Genomic DNA, 12,367 nt, shown 5'->3' on the forward strand with positions numbered 1-12,367 from the left:
CCCGGCGGAGCCGTGGCCCGTCTACCGCTCGGCCTGCTCCTTCACGTAGCGGACCAGCCCCGCGACGTCCTCGGGCACGACCCCCCCGATGGCGCCGTTGGAGTAGACGGCCACCACGACCCGGCCCCGCGGGTCGAGCAGGAAGCCCGTCGTCTGGAGGTATTCGGGCTCGGGGTTGACGAACGCCCCGGTCAGATCCGCGACGGCCCGGACATCGGCGCTGTGGCCCACCGGGAAGGTCAGCTTGAACCTCTCCACCAGGGCACTGGTCGTCGCCTCGTCGTCCACGGAGAGCGCGACGACCTTCACACCGAGCTCGTCGAAGGTGTCCTGGGCGCGCCTGAAGGCGAGGAGCTGCGCCTTGCAGAACGGGCACCACGCGCCGCGGTAGACGAGCACGACACCGAAGTGTCCTTCCAGCGCGCCGGGCAGAGATGCCGTTGAGCCGCCGGGAAGGTTGAGCGTCAGGGCCGGGAAGGTGTCGCCGGGGTGCAGTAGATCGGGCATCGCGGTTCTCCTGTCGTACGGGTCGGGCGCGGCCGGATCGGGTCCGCAGGAGGTCAGCGGCAGGAGGCGACCGTTTCTTACCGGGGGCGCGCCGATTCGCCGGGGTAGCCGGGCCAGGGTCCCGGACCTGTCCCGAATCGCCGACGCGGGGATCAGTCAGGCACGGTGGAACCGTCCGGTAGCGGGCCGGTAAGACCCCGAGCCGGGGCGCCGCTCACAGACGAACGGCATTGATGTCGATGTGGGTGAATGGAGTGAGCATGCTTCTTGACGGGCGAATGGCCGTGGTGACCGGAGCGGGCCGGGGTATCGGCCGCGCTGTCGCGCTGGGCCTGGCGGACCTGGGCGCGGTGTCGGTGCTGGTGGCGCGTTCGGCGAACGAGCTGGAGCAGACGATCGAGCTGGTGCGCGAACGCGGCGGGCGGGCGGTCGCGGCGCCGGCCGATCTCGGTTCTCCGGACGCCGTGGCCGAAGTCGTCAGCCGGGCGGAGGCGGCCCTGGGCCCAATCGACGTCCTCGTCAACAACGCCGCCACCGTCCAACCGCTCGCCCCGAGCACGCAGGTGGACGCCGCGGCGTGGGAGGCGGCGTTCCAGCTCAACGTGACCGTGCCCGCGACCCTCGCCTTCGCGCTGCTGAAGGGCATGCTCTCCCGTGGCTGGGGCCGGGTCGTCAACGTCTCCAGCGGCATCGCGGCCAACCCTGGGTCAATGATCGGTGCCAACGCCTATGCCGCGACCAAGGCGGCACTCGAAGCCCACACCCTCAACCTGGCCGCTGAACTCGACGGCAGCGGCGTCACCGCCAATGTCTACCGCCCCGGCTCGGTCGACACCGCCATGCAGGCGTGGATCAGGGACAACGGCAAGGGCCGCATCGGGGACACCACCCACCAGAACTTCCTCCGTCGTCATGAGCAGGGCGCCCTGATCAGCCCCGAGGACTCCGCCGCCGTACTCCTGCGACGGCTCACCGGCCCTGACAACGGCCGGATCTGGGACGTCCGCGACCGCCCCTGACCGCCGTCAGAGGCCCGTGGACGCGGCTCCTGTGGCGGCGCCGGCGATCCGGAGAAGGCGGACCGTGTCGACGGGGACGGTCCGTGGGGAAACGCTCACCCTGGGCGCCGGGAAGTCTGGTCGGCCTCGGTGGCCGGAGCGGGTGGAGATTGCTCGGGCCCTGCGGACGGAGCTGGTGGTCGGCGAATTGCGCGACCCGGCCCACGCGCCCGCCTGTGGCCGCCGCGGTGTGCGGCATGGCCGCGCCGGCAGCCGGATACTGAATGCGCACTCTCCTTCAGCGCCGTCCCTGAGCGGCTCGACGGCCTGGGAGATCACCAGTGGCGCTGACGCGTTCGCTGACGACCCAGCGCCCCGGAATCACCGCGAAGCCCTTGTGGGCAGGGTCGCGGCGGGTGGCGACGGATTGGGGTCGGCACGGCCACCAAGCTGGTACCGAGTGCGACCGACAGCACCCGCCGGACACTCAGCTCGGCCACCTCGACCATTTCCGGCGACCCCGCCGGACTGCTTCCCTCCGGGAACCAGATCGGCCCGGCCACCGGCCTGCTCGCCGGTCTCGCGATCGGCGGCTGACCCGCACCCGTGCGAACGGGTCGCTGTCATGGTCGGGGGCGCGGCCCGTTGCGGCGTGGTTACCGGGCCGGCGCCGCGGTCCGGTCCTCGCCCGGGAGGACGATCCACAGCACGATGTAGAGCACGAACTGTGGCCCCGGCAGCAGGCAGGACACCAGGAAGATGATGCGCATCGTCGTCGCGGAGGTGCCGAACCGGTTGGCGAGCGCGGCGCACACGCCGGCGATCACACGGCCCTCGCGGGGGCGTACCAAGGCACTCATCTCAGACTCCTTCGTGAGGTTCTGTACATCCCACGATGCTCCTACCCGTCGGGCAGCCGCACCTTCACCAATGGCCCGTAGGGCGCAGGCAGGCCCGTCGCGCGCGGGGCCAAAGGGCGCCGGGAAGGGCTGCGGGCCGGGCGGGCGGTGGATGCCCAGGCCCGGGGGCATGGCATATTCGGCCCGCCCTGACGTGGCGAACGGCGTGCACGAGCGCGGCCGCGCCGGTCGGCGACTTCTCCGCCCGACGCGGCCAGCGATCCGCCCTTGTGCTGTCCCGCATGTGCCGGACGCCCCGACAGTCGTCGCCTCCCACCGGTGACGCGCGGCTGCCGGTTTCCCACCCCATGCACCACGAGTGGGAAACCGGCGCTGGTCAAACAGTCCGGTCAGGCACGGCGGCCGGTGAAGACCCGGTAGAGCGCCAGCAGAATCAAGGAGCCGACGATGGCGGCGATCCAGGTTGACAGATGGAAGAAACCGTTGATCGAGTGGACGTGGAAGATCACCTTGCCGAGCCAGCCGCCCAGCAGACCGCCGGCCACGCCGATGAGCATGGTGATGAAGACACCACCCGGGTCCCGGCCCGGCATGAGCGCCTTGGCGATGGCCCCCGCCAGCAGTCCGATGATGATCCACGCGATGATTCCCACGGCGGTGCTCCTCCATTTGCTGACACGGTCTCGTTGATCAGCGTCTGGACCCGATCACGGTTTTCAAACGTTCGTTCCCCATCGAGGGCCTCGAATCCCGAGCCGAGGCCCATCCGGAAAGCTGATGCCGCTGGACCCGGCTGGCCGTCGGCCCGGCGGACGCCGGCCGCGTTCGACGGCGGGAGATTCCGCGACGCTCGCGGTTGCGTAGGCTCTGACCCCGGGCACCCGCGCACGGGGGGAGCCGGACACGACGACAACCCCACCGGAGGCGGCCCACAGTGCTCCATCTGCGGCTGATCGTCCCCACAGACCTCACCGACGAGGTGACCGAGCGGATATCCGCTGCCGTCGGAGCTACCCACCTGACGGTCGTCAAGGGCGCCGCCCTCGATCCGACAGGAGATCTCGTCACCGCTGACGTCGCCCGTGAGGCCGCCGACGCCCTGCTGGCCGAACTCCGCGGGCTCGGCATCGACCAGCGCGGCTCGATCTCCGCCGACTCCGTCGATCTTTCGCTGTCCAGCCGTGCCGACGCCGCGGAGAAAGCCGCCCCTGGTGACGGAGCGGACGCCGTGCTCTGGGAGTCGATGACGGAACTGACCCACGAGGAATCCACCCTCAGCGTCACCTACCTCGCCTTCCTGACCCTCGCCACCATGCTCGCCGCCTACGGGGTGATGCTGGACAGCGCGATCCTGATCGTCGGCGCGATGGCGGTGGGACCGGAGTTCGGACCCCTGGCCGGCTTCTGCACCGGTCTGATCCAGCGGCAACGCCGGCTGGTCCGCCGCTCGTCGACCGCACTGCTGATCGGCTTCCCCGCGGCGATGATCGCCACCGGACTCTTCAGCGCGCTCATGGACGTCCTCGGACTCTTCAGCCACGCGAGGTTCGACGCCCCCCACCCGGCGACCCAGTTCATCTGGCAGCCGACGGCCGACTCCTTCGTGGTGGCCTTCCTCGCCGGCATCGCCGGCACGCTCTCCCTCACCTCGGCGAAATCCGGTGCGCTCGTCGGCGTGGCGATCTCAGTGACCACCGTGCCCGCCGCGGCCGACGCCGCCCTTGCCCTGTCCTACGGTGCCTGGCACGAGGCATTCACCTCCAGCTGGCAGTTGGCGCTCAACCTGGCCGGCATCATCGCCGCCGGCACTTTCACGCTGCTCGCCCAGAAACTGTTCTGGGGCCGTCGCACCGACCGGGACCGTATCTCCAGGGGCCGTCGGACGGTGGGGCGGTCGTCGCAAGCCGAGGCGGGTTGACGGAGCTGAGTCGACGACGACGGTGGCGACGGCGTCGATGACGCCCGCGCCACCCGGCGGATGCGTCGGAACTCGCCCCAGCCGTCACGGATATCGCTCAGCAGGGTCGCCTTCCGCCGGCTGACGGTGTGCGTGGTGAGGCCGACCCGGGCCAGCCGGCCGCCACATGTTCGCTTGCAAGCGTTTGTGAGCGCTTTCGTTCGCCCCGTAGCGGGGGCGTTTGACGATCCGTTACCCATATCCCAGACCACACCGGTTGAACCGTCGAGAGCCGCATGAGGGGTGTGCTGATGGGATCGTCGCGAGGCGCGCTGTCCGGCAGGGCTGTGTTCGCGCTATTGAGGTTGTTTGCCGTGTTTGCGTTGGCGGCGGGGATGCTGACGACTGTGGGGTCGTATGAGGCGCACGCGTCCACCAATCAGTTCAAAGGCGTGAACTGGGCGGATCAGCGGGACAATTTCGTGAACGGGGTGCTGTATCCCTCGGGGCTGGGTGCGTCGGACACCTACGCCTCGGCGGGGGTGGTGGCCGATCGAGTGGTGGGCCAGCTGTACTCGATCACCGGTGCCAACACGGTGCGTATGCCGATCAACGAGCCGACGGTGTCGAGCTATTGGTCGACGTATACCGGCGCGGTCGACGCCGCGCTGAACCGGGGGAAGGTGATCTTGGCGTACTGGGCGTACGCGGGTGGCAAGCCGGCGAGCGTCTCGGCGTTCGACCGGATGTGGGACACGGTCGTGGCGCGGTACGGGAGCAATCCGAACGCCTACTTCGAGGTCATCAACGAGCCGTACGGGTACGGTAACGGGGATCTTGACAACTTCTACAACGACTGGCTGGCCCGGTATTCGTCGGTGCCGCGGGGCAGGGTGGTCCTGGACGGTGCGGGCGACGCGCAGAACGTGTCGGCCGTGGGCAGTGACAGCCGGCTGAACAATACGCTGCTGGCGGTGCACGACTACTCGTTCTTCGCGGGCTACGAGGACGAGACGGACTGGGCGAACCACCTGGCGGGCTACATCGGCGCGTACGCCGACCGCACCATCGCCACCGAGTGGGGCGGCCCGATGGGCCCCGGCTCCAAGAACGGCGTCCAGTACGCGACCATCGACTACAGCATCCCGAGCGGCTCGTTCTTCGCCGACTACGTCCGGGGCGTCAGCAGCGAGTTGCGCAGCCTCGGGATGGGCAGCGTGTTCTGGCCGGGCCTGCGCGACGGCGACTGGTACAGCCTGACCACCAAGACCGGAACCGGCTCGGGCATCAACCTGTCGCTGGTCAACCCCTCCGGTCTGACCCGGCTCCAGTACGCGTGGGGCGTCGGCAGCGGCGGTGGCACCTACGTCAGGATCGCCAACGCCGCGACCGGCCTGTACATCGACGGTGCCGGCCGGACCTCCGGCGGCTCGGCCGCTGATCAGTGGAGCGGCAGCACCAGCCGCTTCGAGGAGCAGTGGACCATCGAGAACGACGGCAGCTACGTGCGGATCAAGAACCGCGCCACCGGGCTCTACCTCGACGGGGCCGGCCGCGCCACCAACGGCGCGGCGGTGGGCCAGTACGCCGGGAGCACCAGCAGCAACCAGCAGTGGACGGTCGTGACCGACGCGAACAACGTGCGGATCAAGAACCGGGCCACGGGCCTGTATGTCGACGGGATGGGCCGGGCGGGTTCCGGGTCCGAGTTGGGGCAGTACGGCGACACCAACGGCGCCAACCAGCAGTGGCGGATCACCGCTGCCGGCTGACCGGCGGAGTACATGGTGGGCCCGGCGGGGGTGACGGGGTGGGACGTCCCGTCACCCCCGCCGCGGGGCGTCTACTCCCGGCCGGCCGTCAACGACCGCGACGAGGCGCGGTGTCGGCGGACTCCGGCAGCCGGTGCGCGGCGCGGACGTTGCGCCACACCACATACAGGGCGCATCCGGGGACCGTGGCCAGGCCCAGCAGAGGAGCGAGGTTGACCAGTGCGGCGGCGCCGACGAGCAGGACGAAGTCGGCCAGGGCGAGGGGCCAGCGCCGGAGGATGCCGTAGGGGGCGGCCAGATAGGCGGCGGGTGTGAGGGGGCGGTCCTCCGGCCCGGCCGCGGTCAGGGCCATGGCGTGCACACCGGACAGCGCGGAGAGCACGGCGACCAGGGCGAGCGCGGGGCACACGGCGTGCCCGACGGCGGTGTGCCGCAGCAGCACCGCGTCCGTACCGCCGGCCGCCGCCAGCAGCGCGTAGGGCGCCCACAGCGCCGTCGCCCTGCGGAAGAGGCGGCGGTAGGCGCGGGGCAGCTCGATCGCCCGTGCGGTGTCGGCGGTGTCGTCGGCGGCGCGTTCGAGGTAGCCGAACGCGCCGGCGAGCGCCGGGCCGACGGACAGCCACAGCAGCGTGAAGGGCACGGGGTGGCGCCACGGCTCGTGCCAGGCCGCGAGCGCGGCGAGCAACGGCAGGCAGCCGGCCGCCAGTCCGAGGTTCACCACCAGCATCTGGTGGACATGGGCCCAGATCAACTCCCACGATCCGTACGCCAGGTTGGTCGGCAGGCGGCGGCGGGGGCCCGCGGGAGCGGGGGTGGTCGCGGTTGGGGTCATGCCGGATCAGCCCTTGATTCCGGTGGTGGCGATGCCGCGCACGAAATAGCGCTGGCCGAGGAGGAAGATGACCAGGACGGGGACGACGGAGATGACCGATCCCGCCATGATCATGGCGTACTGCGCGTCGTACTGGCCGATGAAGGAGCGCAGTCCGATCTGGACGGTCCACAGGTCGTTGTCCGTGAGGTAGATGAACGGACCCATGTAGTCGTTCCAGGTGTTGACGAAGGTCAGCAGGGCCAGACTGGCGAGGGCGGGCTTGGACAGCGGCAGGATGATCCGCGCCCAGATCCCGTACTCGCTCAGCCCGTCCAGCCGGGCCGCCTCGCTGATCTCGTCGGGGATGGTCAGATAGAACTGGCGCATCAGGAAGACCCCGAACGCCCCGAACGCCTGGATGAGGATCAGCGACCAACGGGTGTTCACCAGGCCGAGCTTGTCCATGATGATGTACTGCGGAACCATGTACGCCTGCCAGGGCACGGCGATGGTGGCGACATAGCCCAGGAAGACGGCGTCCCGGCCGGGGAAGCGCATCTTGGCGAAGCCGTACGCGGCGAAGCTGCCGGTGAGCACCTGGAGGAAGGTGATCACCGCACTGAGCAGCAGGGAGTTCCCCAGATAGGTGGCGAGCGGTATCTGCTTCCAGATGTCGGTGAAGTTGCGCCAGTGATAGCTCTTGGGGATCCACTCGATCGGCACGGTGAAGACGTCCCGGTCGGCCTTCACCGAGGAGATCGCCATCCACCCGAAGGGCAGCAGGATCGCCGCGGCGAGAACGGCCAGGAACAGGTACAGCAGCGCGCGGCCGGCGGCGTGCGCGGTGCGGCGCCGCGGGACGGTCGCGGCGGCCGCCGGCGCGGGTGCGGGCGTCGTCCGGGGGCGTTCGCCGTCCAGCGCGGTGGTGTTCATCGCTCGCTCCTGCGCTGGATCTGGAACTGGGTGAGGGTGACGGCCAGCACGATCACGAAGAGCGCGAGCGAGACCGCCGAGGAGTACCCGAACCGGCCGTGTGTGATGCCCTCGCGGAAGATCAGCTGGGACAGCACCAGCGAGGACCGCCCCGGACCGCCCTCGGTCATCACCTGGACCAGGTCGAAGACCTTGAAGCTGGAAATGGTGAGCATGACCATCACGAAGAAGGTGGTGGGCCGCAGACCCGGCACGGTCACATGCCAGAAACGCGCCCACGGTCCCGCGCCGTCCATCCGGGCCGCTTCGTACAGCTCGGCCGGGATGGTCTGCAGGCCGGCCAGGAAGAGCACCATGTAGTAGCCCATGTCGCGCCACACGCTGGTCAGGATGAGCGCGGGCAGGGACCAGTCGGTCGATGTGGTCCACCCCGGCGGATGGGACCAGCCCAGGTGGCGCAGCAGTTGGTTGACGGGGCCGATGTCCGGGCTGAGCAGCATGTTCCACACCACCGCCACCGCGACCAGCGAGGTGACGTAGGGGAAGAAGAACGCGGTGCGCAGGATGCCGACGCCGCGCAGCTTCTGGTTGAGCAGGACGGCCAGGCCGAGCGACGCCGCGAGGGTCAGCGGGATGTGTCCGGCCGCGTACCAGCAGGTGTTCTGGAGCGCGGTCCAGAAGTTGTCGTCGTGCCGCATCCGGCGGAAGTTGGCCAGGCCGACCCACTTCGGGCTGGAGTACGAGTCCCAGTCGGTGAAGGCGACCACGAACGTCCCCGCGACGGGGACCAGGGTCAGGGCGGCGAAGCCCAGCAGGTTCGGCAGGACGAAGCTCCAGCCGACCAGGGCGTTGCGCCGGCGCCGGCGGCGGGTGGCCGCCGTCGGCGCCGTACGGGTGGTGACGGTCGTCACTGGACTTCGGTCTTCACGCGGTGGTCCATCTCCTTGATGCCCGCGTCGACGGACTTCTCGCCGGTCATCACCAGTTCGTGCTCCTCGGTGAGGATCTGGTCGATGTCGGAGGACTTGTCGCTGACCGGCATCTCCAACTGCACCTTGGACGGCCGCATGGCCTGGCGGGACGCCGCGTCGGTGGGCATGCCCGCGACCCCGAAGAAGGTGTTCATGACCGAGTTGTCGTGGTACGACGGGACCAGGCCGACCTTCGCGATGACAGCCGCGCCCTGCGGACCCGAGGCCCATTCGACGAACTGCTTCGCGGCGTCCGCGTTGCGGGCCTTCTTGTTCACCGCGAAGGCGGTGGGGGAGCCGAAGGTGACGGCTCTGCCGTTGTCGGTGGTCTGCGGCAGGGGTGCCATGCCCCAGTCGACCGGGTTCTTGCCCTCGGCCTTCTCGGCGAGCAGGGCCGCGGCCCACCAGGTGCCCATCGGGACCATGGCGGCCTTGCCGGTGGTGAACTGGGAGTCGTAGGTGATCTTCTGGCTCGACGCGGTGGCGAACGGCAGGGTGGCACCGGCCTTCTGGACGTCCAGGGCGATGCCGTACTGGTCCTTCATCCACCCGTAGTCCCCGCCGAGCAGGTCACCGCCGGTCTGCGCGGACGCAACCGCCTGCACGACCGACCGCCAGGTGTGCAGGTACGTGCCGTACGTCTTCGAGGCCCCCGATCCCTTGGTGAGCTGCTTGGCCAGGGAGTCGAAACCGCTCCACGTCAGATGCGACACATCCGCGTCACCGACCAGCTTCTTGTTGTAGAACAGCACCCAGAAATCCTGCCGGTACGGCAGCGCGTAGTACTTGCCGGCCAGGTCGTAGTCCGCGAGCCCGGCGTAGGCCGACTTGTCGGTGAGGCCGGCGACCGCGTCGGTCAGCGGGAGCAGTTGGCCGCGGGTGGCGTAGCGGGCGTAGTCCGTGACGTTCTTCATCGTCAGCACGTCGGTCCTGTCTCCGCCGGCGAGCATCGTGGTGACCTTGTCCGGGTAGTCGTCGGAGAGGATGTCGACCGGCTGCACGTCGATCTTGGGGTACTTCGCCTCGAAGCCGTCGATGAGCGCCTTGAACTCCGGCGTGGTCCGGTAGTTCCACAGCGCGATCTTGACGACCGTGCGGCCGTCGGAGGTGGTGCCGGAGCCGCCGCCACCACCGCATGCCGCGGCGCCGAAGAGCGTTGCGGCCAGAGCGACGGGCAGGAGTCTCGTGGTGGTCCTTCTCATGGGGTGCGGCTCCTTGTGCCGAGGGGGGATGAAGCGGGGGATCAGGGGGAGTCAGGCGCTCAGACCAAGGGCCCAGTGCTCGGCCGTGATCTCGGCGGTGAGCGGCTGGTGCGCCGTCCAGCGCGCGAGCTCGTCCAGGGTGTGGTCGGTGAGCCGGCCGATCTCGGTGCCGAGTGAGCCGGCGATATGCGGGGTGACCATGACCCGGGCCAGCCGCCGCAGCGGGGAGTCGAGCGGAAGCGGCTCGGGATCGGTGACGTCGAGGATGGCGAACAGCCGGCCGGCGGCGCACTCCGCCGCGAGTGCGGCGCTGTCGATGAGGCTGCCGCGCGCGGTGTTGATCACCGTGGCGTGATCGGGCAGCAGGCTCAGCTCCGCCGCCCCGATCAGATGCCGGGTCTCGGCCAGTTCCGGGGCGTGCAGCGTCAGGACGTCGGCCCGGGGAAGCACCTCTTCCAGCGGCACCAGCGTCCCGCCGGCCGCCGCGACCTGGTCGGGGTCGGCGTACGGGTCGGCGACGAGGCAGGTCGTGCCGCCGAGCAGGCCGAGGAGGCCGACGACCTTGCGCCCGATCCGGGAGAAGCCGACGACACCGACCGTCCGGCCGAAGTTCGACAGGTCGCCGTAGCCGGTGACACTGCCCCAGCCCCCGTAGGCGCGCTGCTCGTCCGCGGCGAGGAAGGGGGCTTTCTTCCCGGCGAAGATGATGGCGGCCAGGGTGTATTCGGCGACCGGTATGGCGTTGGCGTCGGCCGCACTCGCGACCTGGATGCCGCGCCGCCACACCGCGTCCCCCAGCAGGCCCCGGACGCTGCCCGCGCAGTGCAGGACGGCGCGGAGTTCCGGCGCGGAGGTCAGCCGCGCCGACGTCAACGGCGGTGCGCCCCATGAGGTGATCAGCACCTCGACCTCGGCGAGACGGGTTCGCGCCTCGGGGGTGTCGAGGTCGTCGGTCCACAGCGGGTCGGCCAGGGTCACCAGCGCGGCGAGCCGCTCCAGCCGGCTCCGGTCGAAGTGGGCGTCGAAACTCTGTCGGCTCATCACGACCAGCGCGTGGGGCTTGGTCTGCATCAGGCGTCGGGTCCTGTTCCTCGGAACGACTGCTACACCGGTGTTTCCAGGGAGTTCCGTTCCAAATACGTTGGAGACAGGGATAGTGGTGTTCGGTAGTTGTTCACTAGCGATCGAACAGAACCGCAACCAAACGTTCAGATGTGAACGCCCGGACTGAGAGGCGTCTTGATGGGCGACGACCGGCTCTTCGCACTCCAGCGACGTGAGCGCGTGATGGAGGAACTGCGCCGCCATGGCGCGGTGCGGGTCCGTGACCTGGCCAAGGTCCTCGGAGTCAGCGAGCTGACCATCCGGCGCGACATCGGCACGCTCGCCGGCTGCGGTCTGCTGACCAAGGTGCACGGCGGAGCGACTCTGCCGACCGCTCTGGAGCGTGGCGGCACGGCTGCCGCGGGCCGCCGGCCGCGGCCGGCGGCGACAGCCTTCACCATCGGCATGGTGGTGCCCTCGCTGGACTTCTACTGGCCGCCGATCGTCGGGGGCGCTCGCGCCGCGGCCGCCGCGCTGGGTGTGCAGATCCAGCTTCGCGGGTCGAGCTACGACCAGGCCGAGGACCGCCGCCAGATCTCCCGGCTGATCGCCGCCCAGCAGGTGCAGGGTCTGCTGCTCGCCCCCAACCTCGAAGGCGACGGCGTCGACGAGATGATCGACTGGATCGGCAATCTGCCGGTGCCGACCATCCTCGTCGAGCGCCAGACGCCCGACTGGACGCCCACACCCCGCCAACTGGAGTGGGTCCGCAGCGATCACGCCCTGGGCCTGGAGATGGCGGTCCGTCATCTGTACGAGCACGGCCACCGGCGCATGGGCCTGGTGCTCTCCAAGGGCAGCCCCACCTCCGCCCATCTCTCGGTGGGCTGGCAGCGGGTCTGCGCTGAACTGGGACTGCGCGCCGAGTTCGTGGTGCGCGAGACCGTCGCCCTCAACGTGCCGGGCCACCGCGAGATCATCAGCAGAATCCTGGCGCGGTGCCGGCGCCACCGCACCACCGCCCTGATCGTGCACAGCGACCCCGACGCGATCTCCATCGCGCAGTACCTCGCGGAGCAGGGCGTCACCATCCCCGGTGACATGGCGATGGTCAGCTATGACGACGAGGTGGCCCAACTCGCGGAGCCCGCCATGACCGCGGTGCGCCCGCCGAAGGGCCGGGTCGGGCGGGTGGCGGTCGACATGATGGTCTCCCGGCTGATCGAGGGAAAGCGCCGTCCCGCGCAACGCGTCCTCATACTGCCGGAGTTGGTCATCCGGAACTCGTCCGTGACCTCCTCCGGGCAGATCTGGACCACCCCCGCCGCCGACACCGCGCCCTACGGCTGACCCTTCCCTCCGGAAGCGC

At 69.8% G+C, this 12,367-nt stretch carries 12 protein-coding genes; 4 read left to right on the plus strand and 8 right to left on the minus strand.

Annotated elements, in window-relative coordinates:
* Window positions 1–21: 21 nt before the first annotated feature.
* A complete protein-coding gene (locus OG519_RS30115; protein WP_405590442.1) occupies window positions 22–507 on the minus strand; it encodes a peroxiredoxin family protein in 486 nt (161 codons plus the stop codon).
* 260 nt (window positions 508–767) lie between these two features.
* Here OG519_RS30115 and OG519_RS30120 point away from each other — a divergent pair, with 260 nt between their 5' ends.
* Complete coding sequence (locus OG519_RS30120; protein WP_405590445.1) at window positions 768–1,526, plus strand: SDR family NAD(P)-dependent oxidoreductase; 759 nt, start codon at window positions 768–770, stop codon at window positions 1,524–1,526.
* Window positions 1,527–2,161: 635 nt separating this feature from the next.
* Here OG519_RS30120 and OG519_RS30125 read toward each other — a convergent pair.
* Both OG519_RS30125 and OG519_RS30130 read right to left on the minus strand, forming a co-directional pair.
* Window positions 2,162–2,365 carry a PspC domain-containing protein gene (locus OG519_RS30125; RefSeq protein WP_405590448.1) on the minus strand — a complete coding sequence of 68 codons (204 nt, stop codon included), beginning with the start codon at window positions 2,363–2,365 and terminating at the stop codon, window positions 2,162–2,164.
* 389 nt (window positions 2,366–2,754) lie between these two features.
* Window positions 2,755–3,018 (minus strand): GlsB/YeaQ/YmgE family stress response membrane protein, encoded by a 264-nt coding sequence (locus tag OG519_RS30130; protein ID WP_405590451.1) that lies wholly within the window; start codon window positions 3,016–3,018, stop codon window positions 2,755–2,757.
* A gap of 281 nt (window positions 3,019–3,299) precedes the next feature.
* Here OG519_RS30130 and OG519_RS30135 point away from each other — a divergent pair, with 281 nt between their 5' ends.
* Window positions 3,300–4,283, plus strand: coding sequence for a DUF389 domain-containing protein (locus OG519_RS30135; protein WP_405590454.1), 984 nt, complete (start codon window positions 3,300–3,302; stop codon window positions 4,281–4,283).
* Window positions 4,284–4,669: 386 nt separating this feature from the next.
* Entirely contained in the window at window positions 4,670–6,034 is a 1,365-nt protein-coding gene (locus tag OG519_RS30140; RefSeq protein WP_405590457.1) for an RICIN domain-containing protein, read from the plus strand.
* Between the two features lie 88 nt (window positions 6,035–6,122).
* On the opposite strand, the gene OG519_RS30145 is transcribed toward OG519_RS30140, so the two are convergent.
* The 5 genes from OG519_RS30145 to OG519_RS30165 are packed head-to-tail and all read right to left on the minus strand — an operon-like array spanning window position 6,123 to window position 11,025.
* Window positions 6,123–6,866, minus strand: a complete 744-nt coding sequence (locus OG519_RS30145; RefSeq protein WP_405590460.1) for a hypothetical protein — start codon at window positions 6,864–6,866, stop codon at window positions 6,123–6,125.
* 6 nt (window positions 6,867–6,872) lie between these two features.
* On the minus strand, window positions 6,873–7,781 hold the full coding sequence (locus tag OG519_RS30150; protein ID WP_405590463.1) for a carbohydrate ABC transporter permease: 909 nt from the start codon (window positions 7,779–7,781) through the stop codon (window positions 6,873–6,875).
* Window positions 7,778–8,692 (minus strand): carbohydrate ABC transporter permease, encoded by a 915-nt coding sequence (locus OG519_RS30155; protein ID WP_405590465.1) that lies wholly within the window; start codon window positions 8,690–8,692, stop codon window positions 7,778–7,780. The genes OG519_RS30150 and OG519_RS30155 overlap by 4 nt, the downstream gene beginning before the upstream one ends.
* Window positions 8,689–9,954, minus strand: coding sequence for an extracellular solute-binding protein (locus OG519_RS30160; protein ID WP_405590468.1), 1,266 nt, complete (start codon window positions 9,952–9,954; stop codon window positions 8,689–8,691). The genes OG519_RS30155 and OG519_RS30160 overlap by 4 nt, the downstream gene beginning before the upstream one ends.
* Before the next feature lie 51 nt (window positions 9,955–10,005).
* Window positions 10,006–11,025: a hydroxyacid dehydrogenase gene (locus OG519_RS30165; RefSeq protein WP_405590471.1), complete on the minus strand. Its 1,020-nt coding sequence runs from the start codon at window positions 11,023–11,025 to the stop codon at window positions 10,006–10,008.
* A gap of 171 nt (window positions 11,026–11,196) precedes the next feature.
* Here OG519_RS30165 and OG519_RS30170 point away from each other — a divergent pair, with 171 nt between their 5' ends.
* A complete protein-coding gene (locus tag OG519_RS30170) occupies window positions 11,197–12,348 on the plus strand; it encodes a substrate-binding domain-containing protein (protein ID WP_405590474.1) in 1,152 nt (383 codons plus the stop codon).
* The last annotated feature ends 19 nt before the right edge of the window (window positions 12,349–12,367 follow it).

Origin of the sequence: Streptomyces sp. NBC_01190 (assembly GCF_045039895.1) — a bacterium.
In the GTDB taxonomy this organism is placed as follows: Bacteria; Actinomycetota; Actinomycetes; order Streptomycetales; family Streptomycetaceae; genus Actinacidiphila.

Bases quoted from the DNA above. Each gene is read 5' to 3' on its own strand.
- OG519_RS30165 (WP_405590471.1), bottom strand. From the start codon at position 11,025: ATGCAGACCAAGCCCCACGCGCTGGTCGTGATGAGCCGACAGAGTTTC.
- OG519_RS30170 (WP_405590474.1), top strand. From the start codon at position 11,197: ATGGGCGACGACCGGCTCTTCGCACTCCAGCGACGTGAGCGCGTGATG.
- OG519_RS30115 (WP_405590442.1), bottom strand. From the start codon at position 507: ATGCCCGATCTACTGCACCCCGGCGACACCTTCCCGGCCCTGACGCTC.
- OG519_RS30150 (WP_405590463.1), bottom strand. From the start codon at position 7,781: ATGAACACCACCGCGCTGGACGGCGAACGCCCCCGGACGACGCCCGCA.
- OG519_RS30120 (WP_405590445.1), top strand. From the start codon at position 768: ATGCTTCTTGACGGGCGAATGGCCGTGGTGACCGGAGCGGGCCGGGGT.
- OG519_RS30145 (WP_405590460.1), bottom strand. From the start codon at position 6,866: ATGACCCCAACCGCGACCACCCCCGCTCCCGCGGGCCCCCGCCGCCGC.
- OG519_RS30160 (WP_405590468.1), bottom strand. From the start codon at position 9,954: ATGAGAAGGACCACCACGAGACTCCTGCCCGTCGCTCTGGCCGCAACG.
- OG519_RS30125 (WP_405590448.1), bottom strand. From the start codon at position 2,365: ATGAGTGCCTTGGTACGCCCCCGCGAGGGCCGTGTGATCGCCGGCGTG.